17 protein-coding genes are annotated in these 17,987 nt (G+C 70.5%); 11 read left to right on the forward strand and 6 right to left on the reverse strand.

Annotated features, from left to right (window positions below):
• Positions 1-47 precede the first annotated feature (47 nt).
• Together Scani_RS17865 and Scani_RS17870 are read left to right on the forward strand one after the other, a co-directional pair.
• Positions 48-545, forward strand: a complete 498-nt coding sequence (locus Scani_RS17865; protein WP_167538117.1) for a potassium channel family protein — start codon at positions 48-50, stop codon at positions 543-545.
• A 105-nt stretch (positions 546-650) separates the two neighbouring features.
• Complete coding sequence (locus tag Scani_RS17870; RefSeq protein WP_159477147.1) at positions 651-1,004, forward strand: MmcQ/YjbR family DNA-binding protein; 354 nt, start codon at positions 651-653, stop codon at positions 1,002-1,004.
• 219 nt (positions 1,005-1,223) lie between these two features.
• Here the strand turns inward: Scani_RS17870 and Scani_RS39990 are convergent, their stop codons facing one another.
• Positions 1,224-1,382: a hypothetical protein gene (locus Scani_RS39990; RefSeq protein WP_167538118.1), complete on the reverse strand. Its 159-nt coding sequence runs from the start codon at positions 1,380-1,382 to the stop codon at positions 1,224-1,226.
• Positions 1,383-1,879: 497 nt separating this feature from the next.
• On the opposite strand from Scani_RS39990, the gene Scani_RS17875 reads away from it, so the two are divergent.
• The 5 genes from Scani_RS17875 to Scani_RS17895 all read left to right on the forward strand — a co-directional run bounded on the left by Scani_RS17875 (position 1,880) and on the right by Scani_RS17895 (position 7,909).
• Positions 1,880-2,293, forward strand: a complete 414-nt coding sequence (locus Scani_RS17875) for a hypothetical protein (RefSeq protein WP_159477150.1) — start codon at positions 1,880-1,882, stop codon at positions 2,291-2,293.
• A 139-nt stretch (positions 2,294-2,432) separates the two neighbouring features.
• A complete protein-coding gene (locus Scani_RS17880) occupies positions 2,433-2,828 on the forward strand; it encodes a nitroreductase/quinone reductase family protein (RefSeq protein ID WP_159477170.1) in 396 nt (131 codons plus the stop codon).
• A 92-nt stretch (positions 2,829-2,920) separates the two neighbouring features.
• On the forward strand, positions 2,921-5,626 hold the full coding sequence (locus Scani_RS17885; RefSeq protein WP_159482190.1) for a LuxR C-terminal-related transcriptional regulator: 2,706 nt from the start codon (positions 2,921-2,923) through the stop codon (positions 5,624-5,626).
• 291 nt (positions 5,627-5,917) lie between these two features.
• Positions 5,918-6,676 carry a dioxygenase family protein gene (locus Scani_RS17890; protein ID WP_159477173.1) on the forward strand — a complete coding sequence of 253 codons (759 nt, stop codon included), beginning with the start codon at positions 5,918-5,920 and terminating at the stop codon, positions 6,674-6,676.
• Between the two features lie 66 nt (positions 6,677-6,742).
• Positions 6,743-7,909, forward strand: coding sequence for a hypothetical protein (locus Scani_RS17895; protein ID WP_159477176.1), 1,167 nt, complete (start codon positions 6,743-6,745; stop codon positions 7,907-7,909).
• Positions 7,910-8,040: 131 nt separating this feature from the next.
• On the opposite strand, the gene Scani_RS17900 is transcribed toward Scani_RS17895, so the two are convergent.
• Positions 8,041-8,784, reverse strand: a complete 744-nt coding sequence (locus Scani_RS17900) for a CTP synthase C-terminal region-related (seleno)protein (protein WP_159477179.1) — start codon at positions 8,782-8,784, stop codon at positions 8,041-8,043.
• A gap of 174 nt (positions 8,785-8,958) precedes the next feature.
• Between Scani_RS17900 and Scani_RS17905 the strand changes: the two genes are divergently transcribed.
• Positions 8,959-9,597, forward strand: coding sequence for an HAD family hydrolase (locus Scani_RS17905; protein ID WP_159477182.1), 639 nt, complete (start codon positions 8,959-8,961; stop codon positions 9,595-9,597).
• A 178-nt stretch (positions 9,598-9,775) separates the two neighbouring features.
• Positions 9,776-10,663: a LysR family transcriptional regulator gene (locus Scani_RS17910; protein ID WP_159477185.1), complete on the forward strand. Its 888-nt coding sequence runs from the start codon at positions 9,776-9,778 to the stop codon at positions 10,661-10,663.
• Positions 10,664-10,761: 98 nt separating this feature from the next.
• On the opposite strand, the gene hemC is transcribed toward Scani_RS17910, so the two are convergent.
• On the reverse strand, positions 10,762-11,697 hold the full coding sequence (gene hemC / locus Scani_RS17915) for a hydroxymethylbilane synthase (RefSeq protein ID WP_159477188.1): 936 nt from the start codon (positions 11,695-11,697) through the stop codon (positions 10,762-10,764).
• A 92-nt stretch (positions 11,698-11,789) separates the two neighbouring features.
• Between hemC and Scani_RS17920 the strand changes: the two genes are divergently transcribed.
• Positions 11,790-12,446, forward strand: a complete 657-nt coding sequence (locus Scani_RS17920) for a hypothetical protein (protein ID WP_159477191.1) — start codon at positions 11,790-11,792, stop codon at positions 12,444-12,446.
• Positions 12,447-12,597: 151 nt separating this feature from the next.
• On the opposite strand, the gene proP is transcribed toward Scani_RS17920, so the two are convergent.
• The gene (gene proP / locus Scani_RS17925; protein WP_218039200.1) at positions 12,598-14,109 is read right to left on the reverse strand and encodes a glycine betaine/L-proline transporter ProP; all 1,512 of its coding nucleotides are present in this window, start codon (positions 14,107-14,109) and stop codon (positions 12,598-12,600) included.
• 548 nt (positions 14,110-14,657) lie between these two features.
• Between proP and Scani_RS17930 the strand changes: the two genes are divergently transcribed.
• Positions 14,658-15,482, forward strand: coding sequence for an alpha/beta fold hydrolase (locus Scani_RS17930; protein ID WP_159477197.1), 825 nt, complete (start codon positions 14,658-14,660; stop codon positions 15,480-15,482).
• A 347-nt stretch (positions 15,483-15,829) separates the two neighbouring features.
• Here Scani_RS17930 and Scani_RS17935 read toward each other — a convergent pair whose 3' ends face one another.
• Both Scani_RS17935 and Scani_RS17940 read right to left on the reverse strand, forming a co-directional pair.
• Positions 15,830-16,528, reverse strand: coding sequence for a class F sortase (locus Scani_RS17935; protein WP_159477200.1), 699 nt, complete (start codon positions 16,526-16,528; stop codon positions 15,830-15,832).
• Positions 16,529-16,652: 124 nt separating this feature from the next.
• Positions 16,653-17,555: a hypothetical protein gene (locus Scani_RS17940; protein WP_159477203.1), complete on the reverse strand. Its 903-nt coding sequence runs from the start codon at positions 17,553-17,555 to the stop codon at positions 16,653-16,655.
• Between the last annotated feature and the right edge of the window lie 432 nt (positions 17,556-17,987).

Here is a 17,987-nt window from a genome sequence, read left to right on the forward strand (position 1 = left end):
CCTAATGGCTGGTCTCCCACCAGACCCGCAGTGGAAGGTGACGCCCGTTGGTGCCGTCGTTTCTCTTGTCCGTACTGAATCGCCTCTTCGGCAATGAATCGTGGCGCCGGCTTCACGCACAAGCGGCGTTCTGGGTCACCCTGGTCATGACCGCGGTGCTTCTCGGAGGTGCCGCGCTGGTCGTGGTCGCCGAATCCGGTGCGCCGCACGCCAATATCACGTCCTACCCGAGGGCTTTGTGGTGGTCGATCGAGACGGCCACCACAGTGGGTTACGGGGATTTCTATCCGGTCACGCTATGGGGCCGCATCATCGCTTCGTTTCTGATGCTCAGCGCCATTACGGCGTTCGGGGTCATCACGGCAGCCCTCGCCACCTGGTTCGTCGGCCGCGCGGAGCAGGACGTGATCCGCATGGGCAAGGCGGTGGGGAGCCATGCGCGCGAGGACGCGGAGGCCCTTCGTTCGGAGCTGCACACGCTGCACGAGCGCTTCGACCACGTGGAGAATCTGATCAGGGACAAGGGTTCGCACTCCCCCTCTTGACCGAGGGTGGCGGCTCTTGGCCTTGGAGGGTTGCGACCGTCGGCACAGCGCGATAGGGCCCGCGGCCAAGGAAGTGCCGTTCCTCGCCCGTCTAAGCTGGTGGCCGTGATCGATGCCGCTGACGTCCGCCGTATTGCCCTTTCCCTGCCCGAGACGGTGGAGAAGGTGGCCTGGGACATGCCCACCTTCCGGGTCGCCGGAAAGATGTTCATCACGATCCCCGACGACGAGACGTCGTTCGCCGTGCGATGCCCGATTCATGAGCGGCAAGAGCTGATTGCCGCGGAACCGGCGAAGTTCTGGGTGCCGCCGCACGAGGCCGGCTCCCATTGGGTGCGAGTGCGGCTGGCCGAGCTGGAGGACATGGACGAGCTGCGGGACATCCTCGTGGACTCGTGGAAACAGGCAGCTCCCCCGCGGCTCGTGGATGCGTTTCCCGGGCGGAGCGAGACGGAATGACACCGGACTGCCCGGAATGAGACGGAACACTATGCGTGATGTCCGTCCCCGGCGGAATCACTCGCCACGGTCCCGTCGAGGGACGCCGATCCGGAAAGAACAGCTCGGAGTCCTTACGCGTACAGCGGCTTTCCGTATCCCGACGGGCTGTCGCCGAGCCATCGCTGCCGGCTCCTGAGAAACGGGCCGTCAGCGAAGGCCGTCAGCGAAGGCTACATCTCAATGCCGGCGGCGCAGGTCGCTCCAGTCCAGCGCCTGGGACGCCGTCTGCTGGGAACGCTCGGCGGCCTCGCGGGCTTGGGCGAGGATGTCTCCGTGCTCCTCGACGAGCTCTTCATAGATGGGGGTGGGGCTGGCGGTGTGCGTGGAGGTACTCATGTCGGTGGTGTCCCATTCCCTTGTGATCCTGTGACTGCGGCTTGGTAGGTTCTCGCCGCCCTGGGAAGTAGGGAGCACCACAGTGGAATACTCGGTGCACCAAGGGAGGTTGTCCCCACTCGTCCGTCGCTCCCCCGCGCGGGCGCTGGACATCGTGTCATGCGCGCGCCAGGCACGCAAAGATCATCCCAGAGCCCGAGACCGTTGAAGAGGGAACGTCCGAAACGTGCTCCCGGCCCGGCGCCCGGAGACCGTCGGCCGACCCGCGGTTCGCGGCCCCGTCAGGCGTGAGCCGTCCCCGTCAGACGTGAGCCGTCCCCCGTCAGCCAGTGAACAGGCCGGGCCGTCTTCCAGCTCCGTAAGCACGAGCACAGGATGAGCCCCACCCCGACGTACGCACCCTCCTCCAAAAACACCGAGAAGCGTGAGGTACCGAAGCTCCTCGGCGAAGATGAGCTCATGCCGCACCGAAGAAGGCATCAGCTGGAGGGGATCTCATGACCAAGACGTTGTACATAAGGTTTCAGGGGACGACGCCCAGCCCGAAGGGCTACTTCCCCGGCATCTTCGTCCTCGCCAACGGCCTTGCGCGGCGGGGAATTTTGACCGACGAGCAGTATCGCTTCTGGCGCGCCGGAAACGACTGGTACGACGCGCATTACACCAACCCCTCGCACATCGATCCCACCATCTACGACCGCGGTATCCACCCGGGCGCGGTGGCGTGGTTCAAGGCTCACGCCGTGCATCTCATCGAGCGGGTGGACGGGTATATGGAGCTGCTGGCCGCCCACGACGTGGCCTGTGAACGGATCGAGTCCACGAACCCGGGAAAGATTATCTACGAGGATGACGAGCAGGTCGTCGTCGTACCGTGGGAGAAGGAAAGCCCTGAGGCAGCGAGGCCGTGACCCGGGACGATGGTCACACCTCGACGGACCGGTTACGTCCCCCGCCCCACCACGCACACACTCCCCCGGCCCGATCTCACCCAGCATTTTCTGCACTTTCCAGCATTTCGCATGTCGGCAACGAACGGAAAGGCCACGGATGTCGCGCTATCTCGAGAGGAAATTCCGGGCGGTCACCTCGTTCCAGCGGCGGATCGGCAACCCGATCCTCACTCGGCTGCCGCAACAGACTCTCCTGGAGACAACAGGACGGAAGTCCGGACTGCCCCGTCGGACGCCGATCGGCGGACGCCGCATCGGAAAGGAGTTCTGGTTCGTTTCCGAGTACGGCGACAAGTCACAGTACGTACGGAACATCCAGGCGCATTCCCGGGTCCGCGTCCGGATCAAAGGGCGGTGGCACGTCGGCACCGCACATCCGGTCCCGCAGGACGATGCCCGTGCGCGGCTCAGAACCCTGCCGCTGCTCAACAGTGCGGTGGTCCGAACCGTCGGGACGAACCTGCTGACGGTCCGGGTCGATCTCCTCGACTGAGGCGCCCGCCCCGCGGAAGGGGACAGCCCTGCCCGCGCCGGGGCGTCCCTCGCACAGGGCAACGCTGGTGAGAATGGCGACTGTTGGGCAGGATGCCGGGTGTGGCGAAGTCGCGGGGATGTGAAGCATGTGGTGCGCCGCTCCCGACGCCCTCAAAGGCCGCGAGCGGTGGCACGGCGCCGGGCGGCCGGCCCGCACGGTACTGCTCCGGCGCCTGTCGGCAACGCGCGTTCCGCCGGCGCGCCGAGCGTCGCGAACCGCCTCGTACGGAGCTGCCGGGTCGCGGACTGCCGCCGCCCGCGCTCGATGCGTTCGTGGGGCGCGAGCGGGAGCTGTCACGGCTGCGTACGCTGCTGAGATCGTCGCGGCTCCTGACGCTGACGGGTCCGGGCGGAGTGGGCAAGACACGTATGGCGCTGGAGCTGGCGGGCAGCGTCCGGGGCGCTCGCGCGGGGCGTGCCCACTGGGTGGCACTCGACTCGCTGCAGGACGGCGAGCTGCTGCCGCAGGCTCTTGCCGCCGCCCTCGGGGTGCGCGAGCGTGGCGGCCGGGCCGGCGTCGAGGCGTTGGTGCATGCGCTGGGCACCCGCTCGGTGCTGATCGTGCTGGACAACTGCGAGCATCTGGCCGACGCCTGCGCGCGGCTGGCCGCGACGCTGCTCGCCCGTTGCCCCCGGCTGCGGATTCTCGCCACCAGCCGGGAGACACTGCGCGTCCCCGGCGAGGTCGTCTTCCGGGTCGGTGAACTGTCGCTGTCACCGTCAGGCGAGGACCACCACACCGCTGAGCTGCTGGGATCGGAGGCCGTCAGGCTGTTCCTGGCACGGGCCAGGGCGAGTGACGCGGCGTTCGAACTCGGACCGGGCGAGGCCCGTACGGTGGCCGAGATCTGCCGGCGGCTGGACGGGCTGCCGCTGGCCATCGAACTGGCCGCCGGGAGGGCGGGCTCGCTGTCCCTGCCAGGCATTCTGCACGGGCTGGACGATCAGCTGTCCCTGCTGACCGACGGCCGGAGGACCGGACCGGGCCGGCATCGCGAGTTGGGGGCCGCGATCGACTGGAGTCACCGCCTGCTCGACCCGCTGGAGAGGGTGGTGTTCCGGCGGCTGTCGGTTCTCGGGGGCGGCTTCGACGCGCAGGGAGCCGCCGCGGTCTGCGCCGATGGAGAGAGGCCTCGGGACGGAGAGGGGCACCTGGGCGGAGGGGAGTACCTGGACGTAGAGGGGTCCCTGGACGGTGGGCATCTGGAGGGAGTCCGACAGCGGTACGGAGCTCCCCGGCAGGACGGCATCGGTCGCCCTGGCGACGCCGGCCACCCCACCGGGACCGCCGGACAGCGCGCCACCGCTCACAGCCCCGTGCGCCCCGAGCAGGTGTTACGCGTGGTCTGTGCGCTGGAGGCCAAATCGCTGGTCGTGAGGGTACGGGGGGACGAGCGGCGGGACGGGGCGCGGTTCCGGCAGTTGAGTGCCATCCGGGCCTACGGGAGGGAACGGCTGGCGGAGGCCGGGGAGTTGGACGACACCTGGCACCGGGCGCTCGGCTGGCTGGCCGGCCGGGCCGCGGGAGCCGTCGCGGCGGAGACGTTCCCCGACACCGTCGAGGCACCCCTTCGCCAGGAGCAGGAGAACCTCGCGGCGGCCGTCGCGCGCTGCGCCGCGCGCTCCGACGACCGGCACTTCCCGCTCGCGGTGGCGCTGGCCCGGCTGCAGTACCAGCAGGAGCAGCTGACGGCCGCGCGCACGCTGCTGTCGGGGGTGTGGGAGCAGGTGCCCGATCACGAGGACCGCGTCGCGGCGTTGGCGCTGGCCGCGCGGTCGGCCTGTCTGCAGGACGACCATGGCGCCGCCCTCGCCTTCGCTCAGGAGGCCGTCGCCGTCGGGCGCGCGGGACGACAGCCGGCCAGGCTGGCCAATGCCCTGGACGCGTTGGCGGCCGCCCGGCTGTACCGGGGCGAGTTCTCCGAGGCAGTAGCCGTATTCGCCGAGTGCCTCGACGTGGTCCGTACGCTCGGCCGTCCCCTCGACCTCGCGCTCTGCCGGCACCATCTGGCCTGGGCTCTGCTCCAGACGGGCGGCATCGCACAGGCCGACGCGCTGATGCACGAGTGCCTGCCGGAGCTGGAAGCGAGTGCGCCGCCGGGCCAGGTGACGGCCGCTCTGCACACCGCGGGGGCGATCCGGCTGGCGCAGGGCGAGGTGGATGCCGCCGAGCGGCGGTTCGCCGAGGTGCTGCTCAAGACGCCGCCCGGGGAGAGCTTCCATGCGCTCTACCCGCTCGAAGGGCTGGCCATCGTAGCGGCCGAGCGTGGCGAGGTGGAGCGGTCGCTGCGGCTGTACGCGGCGGCCTCCGCGATGCGTCGGCGGATCGACACGGAGCCGGAAGCACACTGGTGGGGGCAGGTGGAGGCCGCCGTGGCACGGGTCAAGGAGCGGGCTCATCCGTCCGGGGTCAGTGCGGCGATGGCGGCCGGTCGCCGGCTGCGGGGAGCGCGGTTGGTCACGTATGCGCTGCGTGGCACACCACTCGGTTCCACCGGACGTGACGGTGGTCAGGAAGCGCGCCCCGGTCAAGGCGACGTGATCGGTCAACCTCCGTTGACCGGACGCGAGTCGGCGGTCGCCGAGCTGGTCGCCGAGGGCATGACCAACCAGCAGATCGCCGCACATCTGGGACTCTCCAAGAGCACCGTGGCCAGCCATCTGGACCGGGTCAGGGACAAGTGGGGCGTCAGGTCCCGTACGCAGATCGCGGTCCGGTTCGCGGGACGGGCGGCGGGCCCCGATTCCGGTTCCTGAAGCGGCCGGGCTCTCGGCTGCCTGCTCACCAGGCCCCCCTTGTCCGATGCGCGGGTGGTTTCGTCACGCGCCCAACTCGCCCGTCATCCGACCGATGTGGAGGCCGGGACGACACCGGAGGCTGAGTGGCAGAGCGCACCCGACGGGACGGCCGTTCCCATAAGGACTCCAGGCACGACAGCCGCCGACCGTCAGTCGTCACCCCACTGCCGCAGGCCCCCGGCCGTCCCTCCCTGGCGGCCCGTCCCGTCGGGTGCCCCGTCCACGAGTTCCTTCCGGCAAGGAGATGCGATGCGGTACGCCGACGATATGAGCCCGGGGGCTGCGACCGGCCCCCTGCCCCCGGCACGGGCGGACGGCGAGCGGGGAAGTTCGCGGAGGTCGTTCATCAGGTCCACGTCCGCGGGCGTGACCTCGGTGGCCCTCGGGGCGAGCGTGGCTGCCTCGACCGGCCCCCCGGCCGAGGCGGCGGAGACGGCCCGGCCCGCGACGGCACGCCGCGCGGCCCTCCCGCTCGCCGTCACCCCGGCCTGCTCGGGCCAGGAGACTCCGGCGTCCATCGAGGGCCCGTTGTTCAAGCCCAACTCCCCCGCACGCGGCGATCTGATCACCCCGGCCATCCGCGGGGTGCGGCTCGACCTCAGCGGAGTCGTCTACGACACCTCCTGCACACCGCTTCCCGAAACGCTCATCGAGTTCTGGCAGTGCGATCAGAACGGCGACTACGACACCGCGGGATTCGCGCTCCGCGGCCACCAGTACACGGACAGCAGAGGCACCTACCTCCTCCGGACGATCATCCCCCGGGACTACTGGGGACGTTGGGGCCAGCGGGCACCGCATATCCACACCCAGGTGCAGGTGTCCGGCGGCCCCGTGCTCGTCACCCAGCTCTACTTCCCCGACGACACCCAGGCGTACGGCAGGGACTTCAGCGCCCTCAACGCCGCCGACCGGCTGCTCAACCGCGCCTGCACCATCGAGCTCGCCGGACCGGCGAACGGCCGCTACACCGGCACCTTCGACTTCGTGATCACCACCAAGGTCTAGCACGCGGGCGAGCCCCGCGACCGCCGCGCGTACAGGCCTGTCCCCCATCAGACAAGGAAGTCCCCCATGCCCTCCCCTCACTCCCTGCCCAGGAAGCGACGACCCGTCCGGGTCTCGCTGCTGGCAGTGCTTGCCGCCGCCACGGCCACCGGGGCCCTGGTCCTGACCGGCCTGGACGGTGAACCCGCCGCCTCCGCGGCCACCACCGGACACGCCTCTTCTTCCTCCCCTTCCCGCGCGGACCGGTGGCAGGCGACATCGGTACCCGTGGCGAAGGGCGATCTGACCGCGATCGCCGCTCTGAGCGACAAGCAGGCCTGGGCCGTGGGCTATCGGCTGAAGAGCGCCACCGCCCTGGAGGCCGTCGCACTGCGCTGGGACGGGACGTCCTGGGCCCAGGAGTCCACGCTGCCGGAGAACAGCTTTCCGCAGGCCCTGGCCGTCCGGTCGGGCGCCGATATCTGGACGGTGGGCAGCGCGTCGGCTCACTGGGACGGCACTCGATGGACCGCACACCAGCTGGACAAGGATCCGGGCGGCCGGGTCGTACCGGACGCCGTGACCACAACGTCCGACGGGAAGGCCTGGACGGTGGGCCGGGCGATGAACCGGTCGGTCAAGGACGGAGTCCCGGCCATCCAGTCGTGGGACGGCAAGAGCTGGCGCCGGCAGGCCCTGCCCGATGTCGGCAAGGGCGAACTCAGCAGCGTCACGGCCGTCGCTCCGGACGACATCTGGGCCGTCGGCGCCGCGTACGCCACCGACGCCACCTCACCGCAGACCGCGCTGCTGCTGCATTGGAACGGCGCCAGCTGGAAGCGCGTCACCGCGCCGGGCCCTCAGGAATCCCACAACTGGCTCGGCGGAGTCACCGCCTTCGCCGCCGACGACATCTGGGCGGTCGGCGGCAGTACGTCGGGCAGCACGGAACGTCCCCTCGCCGTGCACTGGAACGGCACGGCCTGGACGGCGGCAAAGACGCCGAACGTGGCGGACGGCCGGCTGCGTGCCGTCGGGAAAACGGGGACCGGCGAGCTGTGGGCCGTCGGAGGCAAGGGCGCCGCGCCCGTGGCCCTGCGGTGGAACGGGCAGGCCAACCGGTGGGACACGGCTTCCGCTCCGGACGTCGTCGTACGCGGCTTCACCACGGTGCCCAAGAGCGCCGACCTCTGGGCCGTCGGTATCGCCCCACAAGGAGATCTCATACCGGCGATCACCCGGCTGAAGGGCTGAAGGGCTGAACCGGCGGTCGCGGTTGGGGTGGACAGGGGCTTCCCGTCCACCCCGGCCTGCCTCGGAACCCCACCTTCCTGGGCTCCGTAACCGACCGCCGGCCAACCGAGCGCCGGACCGGACCGCCCCGCCTACGTGGGCCCGTTCGCCAGACGCCGGGCGGCCCGCTCCGTCGCCGCGAAGGCCCATCCCCGGATGATCGGGTGGGGCAGACTGCCGTCGCCGGCAAGTTCCGGCTGGAACAAGGTGGCGAGGAAGAACGGGTGGTCCGGCAGCTCGGCGATACGTGCGTCGCCCGCCTCGTCTACGCCACTGAAGCGCAGTCCGTGCGCACGCAGCACCTCCAGATAGGCCGGACTGGCGCCGTACGCACAGTGGTAGCGCTCGACGGTCCGCTCGGCCCCGAGCAGGCGCTCCGCCAAGGAGCCCGGCGCCACGTCGACCGCGCCTTCGTGCCCGACGAGCGAACAGGCCAACGGAACGATCAGCTTGTCCTCCGCCTCGGGCCGGTTCTCCGCATGGGCCACACCGTCGAGCCCGCACACCCCATGGGCGAACTCCAACAGCGCATGCTGAAATCCGGCACAGCTCCCCAGAAACGGAATCCCCTGCTCACGGGCGATACGAACGCCCTCCAGCGCCCCGTCCTCACTGCGGTACGGGCTCCCCGGCACCAACCAGACGGCGTCGAAGCCGTCGAGCGCAGCGGGGGACGCCACGTCCGGCGTCGGCACCCAGTAGGCGTCCAGAATCAGCTGATCGCGTTGTGCGAGCGCCGCGAAGAGACCGGGAATCCGGGTGTGGGAGCGGACGCTGCGCGAGCGGTCACCCACGAGGGCAACCCGGGCAGTCGGAAATTTCTGTGGTGCGGGCATGCGGACATCCTGACCCGGTGATCGAGTGCAGCACCAACGATGATTCATGACCCTTCCATCAGCGTTACTGATGGGCCACCGCCGGGCCGATCCGGGCGGACGGAGCGAGCGGAGCGGGTCCGGATGCCAACGCCCGTTGCCGTACGGCTCGTTGTCTGCCCGCTGTGTTATGCCATGCCCGTGACGCATAACAGGATCTGCCGCAGTCCCTACGACGCCGTGCTGTGCGACCTCGACAACGTGATCCGTTTCTACGACCTGACACGACTGGCAGAGCTGGAGCACGCTGCGGGGCTGCCGCCGGGCACGACCGCGGCGCTGGCCTACGGCCCGGAGATCGATCTGCCCCTGCTCCTCGGCAAGATCACGCAAGAGGCGTGGGTGGACGCCGTCGCGCTCGGCCTCGCCGACCGGGTGCCGGAGGGCACGGCGCGTGCACTGGGTGCGGCACTCGCCCGAGCTCCGTTCCGGGCCGACCCGGTGGTGGTGTCCCTGCTGCGCCGGGTGCGGGCGCGTCTGCCCCTGGTTCTGGTGACGAATGCGACCCTGGAGCTGGAGGACGACCTGTCGACGTTGGGGCTGGCGGATCTGGCCGACCATGTCGTCAGCAGTGCCCGGGTGGGGGTGGCGAAGCCGGACCGGGAGATCTACGAGATCGCCGCCGAGCGCGCGGGAGTCCCCGTACACCGCTGTCTCTTCGTCGACGACCAACTACAGAACATCGAGGCCGCGATGGCGCTCGGAATGACCGGCGTCCACTACCGCGGACCGGAGGACCTCCGCGAGGCGCTGGCCGTCGTCCTGGAAGCCTGAGCCCGTAACTCGACCCGGTCCTCCTGCCTGCACGGTCGCGCTCGCCGGCATCCCGGCGACTGGCATCTCGGCCGCCGACGTCCGGTCTGCCGTCGTCGCTGCCCCCGGTGTGCCGCGCCACCGGGGGCACCGGCAAGATCACACGCGACGGCGCAGGCGAGACCGACAGGACGTGAGCATGGATCCGCACCTTCTCCGTACGTTCGTGGCGGTGGTCGACCAGGGTTCGTTCTCCGAGGCGGCCCGTGAGCTCGGCTATACGCAGTCCGCGGTCTCCCAGCACATCGCCACGCTCGAAAGGGACGTCGGTGCCGTCCTGCTGCACCGTCGCCCGGTGGCCCCGACCGGCGTCGGCATCCGGCTGCTGGAGCACGCCCGGCCGCTGCTGCTCCGTTGGGACGCCGCCCGCGCGGACATGGCGCGGATGACCGCGGCGCCCGCCACCCGCATGGTCATCGGCGTGACACCGCTGGCCATGACAGCCCCGTTCGGCAGCACGCTCACCGACCTTCGCCTGACACGGCCCCACTTGGCGGTGACGATACGGGTCCTGGGCCGCGCGGCCCTCCTGCGCGACGTCGCGACAGCGGCCGTGGACCTCGGCCTGGTCGACGGGATGGCCGCCCCCACCGATCCGCTGCACCTGCCCGACGCCGGACCGCTCACCACGACGGCCCTGTCCGAACGACCACTCGCCGTGGCGCTGCCCGCCTCGCATCCCTTGGCCGGCCGGACCGGCCTCAGCCTGACCGACCTCGCCGACGCGCGGTGGATCGACGCACCCGACACCGCCATTCCGCTCGCGCACCTACGGGCCGTGAGCGGAACCGACGGCTACCGCCCCGCCCTCTGCTACGAGGGCTCCGATGTCCGCGGGCTCACCACGCTCATCGCCGCCGACCACGGGCTCGCCCTGCTCCCCCAACGGGCGCTGGACGATCAACCCGGCATCCATGCGGTCCCCTTGAACACACCACGCCTGGTCCACCGCACCGAAGCCCTGTACCAAGCGCTGCCGGACAGCCCGGCGGCCCTCCTGGCCTCCGCGCTCGCGGCGGACGCCTGACCGCGGACCGGACGAGGTGATCCGAAGATCAGCGACGCGCCGACGACGCGGGCCCACGGACCCCACGGAATCGACCCGTCCGACCGACTCCACCGACCTCAGTGCGCGATGCCGTCGATCAGCTCGCGCGCACCCTGCCGCAGCAGGGCGACGGCCACGGACGTGCCGAGCGTCTCCGGGGTGAGCGGACCGGCCCATTCGTGCGCGTTGAGCACCGTCTTGCCGTCCGGGGTGAACACACAGGCCCGCAGCGACAGTTCGCCGCGATGGTCGGTCTTGGCGTAGCCGGCGATCGGGCTGTTGCAGTGACCCTGCAGAACGTGCAGCAGCATGCGTTCGGCGGTGGTCTCCTGGAAGGTCCGGGGGTGGCCGAGACCGCTGACGGCATCGATGGTCTCGGTGTCGCCCTCGCGGCACTGGAGCGCCAGCACGCCCGCGCCGATGGGCGGGCACATCTCGTCCACCGACAGGATCTGGGTGATCACGTCGGTACGGCCGATGCGCTCCAGGCCGGAGACGGCCAGCAGCAGCGCATCCGCCTCACCGGCGGCGAGCTTCTCCATACGGCGGTTGGCGTTGCCGCGCATCGGCACACACTGCAGGTGCGGATGGGAGGCGGCGAGCTGTGCGACCCGGCGGACCGAGGAGGTGCCGATCCGGGTGCCGTCGGGAAGTTGGTCGAGGGTGAGTCCGCCCGGGTGAATCAGCGCGTCCCGGACGTCATCGCGTTCGAGGAAGGCGGCGAAGGTGGTGCCGGCCGGCAGCGGACGGTCCCCCGGGATGTCCTTGACGCAGTGCACCGCGAGGTCCGCCTCACCGGCCAGGAGGGCGGCGTCGACCTCCTTGGTGAACGCCCCCTTGCCCTCGACCTGGGAGAGCGCGCCCATCCAGCGGTCGCCGGTGGTCTTGACCGGGATGACCTCGGTGGCGATGCCGGGGTGGAGGGCGCCGAGTTCGGCGCGGACGCGCTCCACCTGGGCCAGGGCCATCGGCGAGTCGCGGGAGACGATACGGATCAGTTCAGGCGCGGACATGCGCCCACGATAGACCGTCAGATCCCTACCACGGCCACCAGCAGGGCCCGGGTCCGCCCGCGCTCCCCCATCGCTCAAGGTACGGTCCACGCATGTCCCGATCAACCGGAACCGAATCCCCGCAGTCCGCCGTCGCCGCGGACGATCTCGACCGTGCCGTACAGCTCGCGGTGGCCGTACTCCGCGCGGCGCCCCCGACGGCCTGGGACGGCAAGGCGGGCTCGCTGGAGTGGGACTGCTGGGAGACCGTCGAGCACCTCAGCGACGACCTGTTCGCCTACGCCGCCCAACTGGGCCCTCGTCGGCCGCCATTGGGGGGCAACGTGCCCTTCGTGTGGCAGAGCCGACGGCCCGGCGGCCCCCCGAACGCCGTGCACGCCGACCGTGCGGCGGGCCCTGCCGGGCTGCTGCAGGTGCTGGAGGCGAGCGGCGCCCTGCTGGTGGCCATGGTGCGGACGACGTCGCCGCGGGTGCGTGCCCATCATGTGTTCGGTGTGTCGGACCCCGAGGGCTTCGCCGCCATGGGCACCGTGGAGACGCTGGTGCACACCCATGACCTGGCGGAGGGGCTCCAGCTCTCCTGGAACCCGCCCGCCGACGTGTGCGCACGGGTGCTGGCACGGCTGTTCCCGGACGTCCCGGAGGACGCCGATCCCTGGCAGACCCTGCTGTGGGCCACCGGGCGCACCGAACTGCCGGGGCGCCCCCGCCGCACCACATGGCGCTGGTACGGCGGCGTTCAGGAGTAACTCCCGGGCGAGGGGCCGGTCCGGGCGATTGCGCCGGGCGGGTGAGCGGCGGCCGGCTGGCAACGGGCAGGTGAGCGGCAGGCGGATGTGCCGCGGACGTCGGCACGTTGCTGAGCCACGCCGCTGAGCCTCTTCCCCGTCGTCGTCGCGCTCAATGCCGCGTCCATGGGTGGCGCAGCCGGAGCCAGACGTCCCTGGCGCGCCGCCCCGCTTCCGTACGGCTCTGGGCCACCAGCTCCTGAGCCTGCTCCTCGCTCTCCACCATCGGGCCGGACCCACGCAGCGGCTTCCCGGCCGTTTCGTGCAGGAAGAAGGTGGCGATGAGCCCGATGACACCGGCGACCATGAGGTAGTAGGCGGGGACCAGGTCGTTGCCGGTCGCCTGCACCAGCGCGGAGGCGATGAGCGGTGTGGTGCCGCCGAAGAGCGAGACCGAGATGTTGAACGAGATCGACAGCGCGCCGTAGCGCAGCCGGGTCGGGAACAGCGCGGGCAGTGTCGAGGCGGACGTACCCGCGAAGCACACCAGCAGGAGCCCCAGGATCAGGCAGCCGAAGGCCGGCAGCAGGATGCCGCCGCCGCGGATGAGGAGCATCGCGGGCACGGCCAGGACGATCATGGCGGCGCTGCCCGCCATGAAGACGGGACGGCGGCCCCATCGGTCGGAGGTGCGGCCCACGGTGGTGATGCTGAGCACCACGACGATCATGGTGCCGAGGACGAGCAACTGGGCGGTGAGGGCGTTCTGACCGAGCGTCTCGGTCATGAAGGTCGGCAGGTACGAGGTCACCATGTAGTTGGTGACGTTGTAGAGCAGCACCAGCCCCATACAGATCAGCACGGCCTCCCAGTGCCGGGTGAAGATCTCCTTGAGCCGCCCCTTACCGGACTGGCGGGCCTCCTCCACCGGGTCCCCGCCGCCCGCGGCGACGGCCTCCTCCGCATCGTGGTGCGCCTGTTCGGCCTCACGCTGGAAGGCCGGCGTCTCCTCCAGCCGCAGCCGCATGTACAGGCCGATCAGGCCCAGCGGTCCGGCGACCAGGAACGGCAGCCGCCAGCCCCAGTCCACCAACCCGTCGTCACCGAGCACCGCCGTGAGCAGGGTCACCAGCCCGGAACCGAGCGAATAGCCGACGAAGGTGCCGAAGTCGAGCCAGCTGCCGAGGAATCCGCGGCGGGTGTCCGGTGCGTATTCGGCGATGTAGGTGGTGGCTCCCGCATACTCCCCGCCGGTGGAGAACCCCTGGACCAGACGGCAGATCAGCAGCAGGATCGGCGCGGCGAAGCCGATGGTGCTGTAGGTGGGCAGAAATCCGACGGCAAAGGTGCTGATCGCCATCATGATCATGGTGGCGGCGAGCACGCGTTTACGGCCGATACGGTCGCCGAGCGGACCGAATACCAGGCCACCGAGCGGCCGGACGAGAAATGCCGCGGCAAATGTGGCGAAGGCCGAGACCACCTGGGCCCCGGGCGAACTCGACGGAAAGAAGACCTTCCCCAAGGTGCCGGCCAGATAGGCGTAGACCCCGAAGTCGAACCACTCCATGGTGTTGCCCAGCGCCGCCGCCGACACCGCCTTGCGCACGGCGGGCCGGTCTGTGACCGTCACATCCTCGGTGCTCAGCGGCTGTTTGCGCCGGCGCAGCAGAATGCGGAGCATGCGGTCGGTGGCAGGAGTGCCCCCGCGGGCCGGCTTCCGGCCCCTCCGCGGTTTCGACGGTCTTTGGCGTCCAGCGCTCATTTCATCCCGTCAACAGGGCGGAATCGGGTGCCTCATGATTGCCGACCGGGCTCATCGTGAGCGCCCCTGATTTTTTCGACGGCTCATTATTTCCCCGCGCATTCCGTATCGGGAGAAGGCCGTGGCACCGCGTGTCGCACGGGCCGACCCCGTCCGCCCCGGTAACACCGCGGACGGTGCGGTGATGGCGAAGTGCGCGATCTCCGGCACGGCCGTGCGTGCTGGGCCGGCGACCGATATCGCGTGCCGGAAAGGTTGCGGGCCAGGGTCATCACCCCCGTTCACGGAGGACGGGCATTCATGCGGCTCGACCACTGCCACGCCGTCTGGAAGGGGCAGCTCCCCGTAACGCCGACGTGCTCTCCACCCAGGCCTGCCCGGCGGATCATCCGGGCCGGCCGAAGGCGGCTGCTCCGGTTGCGGAAATTCGGTGGACCGATCTGAGCGCACCATGCGACGGTCCCGGCATGCCGAGTCCGATCGAGTTGTCAGAATCCTCCGGGGCCACCACGTCGTTCGAGTCCTTCGACGGGACCGCCATCAGCTGTCGACGGATGGGCTCCGGGCCTCCGGTCGTCATGGTCCACGGTTCCGGAGGCGGGTTGCACTCCTGGCAGCCGGTGGCCGAACGACTCGCCGACCGGTTCGAGCTGTGGACACCGGCCCGCCGCGGGTACGCCCCGAGCGGTCCGGGCCGGTCGCCGAAGCGCTTCGCCGACGAGGTGGGAGATGTCAGAACGCTGATCGACAGGATCGGCCGCCCCGTACACCTGGTGGGCATGTCCTACGGCGCCACTGTCGCCCTGCACGCCGCGGCAGCCGGACTGCCGGTCCACTCCCTTGTGCTGTGGGAGCCGCCGCTCTACGCGGCGGGCGAGGAATTGGCGCCCGTCCTGGCCCGGTTCGAGGAACTGACCGCGCACGGTGACCGGCGGCAGGCCGACCGGCTCCTGGCAGAGAAGGTGGCCCGCGTCCCGGCCGCGCTGCTGGACCTCATGGACGCCGGGGAGCCGGCCGACGACGTGCCCGACGACGCGCCCGGCTGGTGCCGCGACCTCGAATCCATGGCCGCCGACACGGTGGACGTGGAGCGCTGGTCCGCCGTCACGATCCCGACGCTGCTGATGCGGGGAGCCGACACCTGGCAGCCGATGCCGGAAACCCTGGACCGGCTCGCGACCGTGCTGCCCCACGTCACCCACGTGCCATTCCCCGGCCAGATGCACTTCGCGCCGTCGGTGGTCCCCGAAGCCGTGGCGGCAGAGATCGCCCGCTTCCTGCCACGCTCCTGAAACCGTCCAGGAGCTGCTCCTCCGCCCGAAGCGGGACGAGGCGGGCGGATGCCCCAGGGGCCGGGTCAGGCCTGGGCAGACTGAGCACGTCACGGCTGAGCCACGGGCCGGAGCGAGACAACGGTGACACTGCCGGTGAAGGCGTAGGTGCAGCCTGGTCCTGGTCCTGGTCCTGTCCTGCCACAGGCTCGGCCTCCGCCCCGGCTCGGACCCCGCCCCCACGCCCCACCATGACAAAGCCCAGGCCGACGAGGTGCGGCCTGGGCTTGTCCTGCAGATCCTGTGTCGCTGTCCCATCGCCCCCGGGACGCTCAGGAGGAGGGCCCTCCTGAGCGTCCCGGACGGGCTCAGACGTGTCGGTACGAGGCGAGGTGCGCGAACACCACGATGTTGTCGACGTAGTCCCTGACCTTCCTGTCGTACGCACCCCCACAGGTGATCACGCGAAGCTGCGCGGTGGAGGCATCGGCGTAGACCCGGTCGTTGGGGAATCTCGCCTTGCTGAAGGTCTCGACGCTGTCGACCCTGAAGGTCGCGATGATGCCGTCTTCACGGGTGATGTTGATCGAGTTGCCGGGCTTGAGCGACTCGAGTTGCAGGAACACCGCCGGGCCGGTCTTGGTGTCCACGTGACCGGCGATGATCGCCGAGCCGCGTTCGCCCGGCGCCGCACCGTCCTTGTACCAGCCGACGAGGTTCTTGTCCCCCGCGGGCGGCGCGTTGAGCTGGCCGGTCGGGCCGATGGTCAGCTGGGTGAAGGGCGCGTCCACGGCGATCTGCGGGATCGTCACCCGCTTCGGGGCGGAACGCGACAGGGCCAGATCAGGAACTGACGGGTCGGCCGAGGTATGCGGCGCGACGGAGGACGCCACGGCGGGCTGGGACGGGGGCTTGGGGTCCGCAGACGTGTCCACGGAGTTGTAGACGAGGAGGGAGCCCAGCAGAAACGCTCCCGCAGACCACAGCAGGCCGCGGCCGACGGGGCGCGACGAGGAGGCGGTCCGGGAGGGGTTCGCATTCGGCTGGGGCGACTGCTGGGCGGTCATGTCCAGTGCCTTTCATGAACGGGGCGGCGAGAGGTGAGGGCCGGGGCAATGCCGTCGCCGCGGCCACCGTCCACGAGGAACGGTGGCCGCGACAGCGCAGCGGCCCCCGTATGGGGCAGCCGGATCAGGCCGCCGCAGCGCCCGAGGTGTTGCGACGACGCAGCATGTACGCACCAGCACCGAGACCACCGAGCATCAGCACGGAGCCGGCAGCCATACCGCCACCGGTCGCCAGGCCGCCACCGCCGGTGTGGATGCCACCGTGCGGCCTGCGGCGCTCGCCACCGCCGCCGTAGCCGCCACCGTCGTGGTCACGGTCGCCGTAGCCACCCTTGTCGCGGCCGCCGTAGCCGCCACCGTCGTGGTCGCGGTCGCCGTAGCCACCCTTGTCGTGGTCACGACCGCCGGAGCCACCCTTGTCGCGGTCACGGTCGCCACGCCCGTGCTTGTCGTGGTCGTCGCCGTAGCCGCTGCCCTGGTCCCAGTCGGCCACTACGATCTTGGCCATGGCGCCGCCGCCGGTGTGCACACCGCCGCTCGGCCTCCGGTCGTCGCGGCAGTTGTCACGGCCGTAGCCACCCCGGCCGTAGCCGTGGTCACGGTCGCCGTAGCCGCCACGGCCGTGGTCGCGACCGTTGTCACGCCCGTTGTCGCGACCGTCGCCACGGCCGTTGTCACGACCATCGCCACGCCCGTTGTCGCGACCGTCGCCACGGCCGTTGTCACGACCATCGCCACGTCCGTTGTCGCGGCCGTTGCCACGACCGTGGTCACGGTCGCCGTACCCGCCACGGCCGTGGTCGCGGCAGTTGTCGCGGCCGTTGCCGCGACCGTGGTCGCGGTCGCCGTACCCGCCACGGCCGTGGTCGCGGTCGCCGTTGCCGTTCCTGTCGTGGTCGTTGTTGCTGGCGGAAGAAGCGCTGTCCGAGGCAATGTCCGCCGTGATCATGGCGTTCGCAGCGGGAGCGGAGATTGCAAGCACCGCCGTAATGGCGGCTGAGGCGAACAGGGTGCGAGCAGTGCGCATGGGGACATGTTCCTTTCGGCGCTGCTGCGAAGGCTGACTCTTTGTCGGCTCATCGGATCGCAGTGGCGACGTGATCACCGTCAGCCGAATCGCGACCTCGCACCACCGGAGAATGTCGCATTCGAGGGACGCCGTGGGCTCTTCGGGTGGCCGAAGGCAGTGGATTCACCCGTTGGATGGCGCGCGTCGTCGGCGTGTCGCGCAACGGGTGGGCTAGAGGCGCTTTCGCGGCCCTCCACGGGGCCCCGCGATCCGGTCCGGAACGAGCGCGGCGAGCCGGAGTGCACCGCGACACGCCGAGAGCCACGCCGACTGCGACGGCCACGGTGACCCGCCGACACGACGGCGCCCTGCGAAGGGTGTTCGAGGGCAAACCCGGCACAGCCGGTACGGGGCGAGGCCGAAGAGTCCATCCGGGCTGGGGCACCTTCG

Origin of the sequence: Streptomyces caniferus (genome assembly GCF_009811555.1) — a bacterium.
In the GTDB taxonomy this organism is placed as follows: Bacteria; Actinomycetota; Actinomycetes; order Streptomycetales; family Streptomycetaceae; genus Streptomyces; species Streptomyces caniferus.

Excerpts from the sequence above, each read along its gene's own strand:
- Scani_RS39990 (WP_167538118.1), bottom strand. The coding sequence starts at position 1,382 with ATGAGTACCTCCACGCACACCGCCAGCCCCACCCCCATCTATGAAGAG.
- Scani_RS17875 (WP_159477150.1), top strand. The coding sequence starts at position 1,880 with ATGACCAAGACGTTGTACATAAGGTTTCAGGGGACGACGCCCAGCCCG.
- Scani_RS17880 (WP_159477170.1), top strand. The coding sequence starts at position 2,433 with ATGTCGCGCTATCTCGAGAGGAAATTCCGGGCGGTCACCTCGTTCCAG.
- Scani_RS17885 (WP_159482190.1), top strand. The coding sequence starts at position 2,921 with ATGCCGGGTGTGGCGAAGTCGCGGGGATGTGAAGCATGTGGTGCGCCG.
- Scani_RS17890 (WP_159477173.1), top strand. The coding sequence starts at position 5,918 with ATGCGGTACGCCGACGATATGAGCCCGGGGGCTGCGACCGGCCCCCTG.
- Scani_RS17895 (WP_159477176.1), top strand. The coding sequence starts at position 6,743 with ATGCCCTCCCCTCACTCCCTGCCCAGGAAGCGACGACCCGTCCGGGTC.
- Scani_RS17900 (WP_159477179.1), bottom strand. The coding sequence starts at position 8,784 with ATGCCCGCACCACAGAAATTTCCGACTGCCCGGGTTGCCCTCGTGGGT.
- Scani_RS17905 (WP_159477182.1), top strand. The coding sequence starts at position 8,959 with ATGCCCGTGACGCATAACAGGATCTGCCGCAGTCCCTACGACGCCGTG.
- Scani_RS17910 (WP_159477185.1), top strand. The coding sequence starts at position 9,776 with ATGGATCCGCACCTTCTCCGTACGTTCGTGGCGGTGGTCGACCAGGGT.
- hemC (WP_159477188.1), bottom strand. The coding sequence starts at position 11,697 with ATGTCCGCGCCTGAACTGATCCGTATCGTCTCCCGCGACTCGCCGATG.
- Scani_RS17920 (WP_159477191.1), top strand. The coding sequence starts at position 11,790 with ATGTCCCGATCAACCGGAACCGAATCCCCGCAGTCCGCCGTCGCCGCG.
- proP (WP_218039200.1), bottom strand. The coding sequence starts at position 14,109 with ATGCTCCGCATTCTGCTGCGCCGGCGCAAACAGCCGCTGAGCACCGAG.
- Scani_RS17930 (WP_159477197.1), top strand. The coding sequence starts at position 14,658 with ATGCCGAGTCCGATCGAGTTGTCAGAATCCTCCGGGGCCACCACGTCG.
- Scani_RS17935 (WP_159477200.1), bottom strand. The coding sequence starts at position 16,528 with ATGACCGCCCAGCAGTCGCCCCAGCCGAATGCGAACCCCTCCCGGACC.
- Scani_RS17940 (WP_159477203.1), bottom strand. The coding sequence starts at position 17,555 with ATGCGCACTGCTCGCACCCTGTTCGCCTCAGCCGCCATTACGGCGGTG.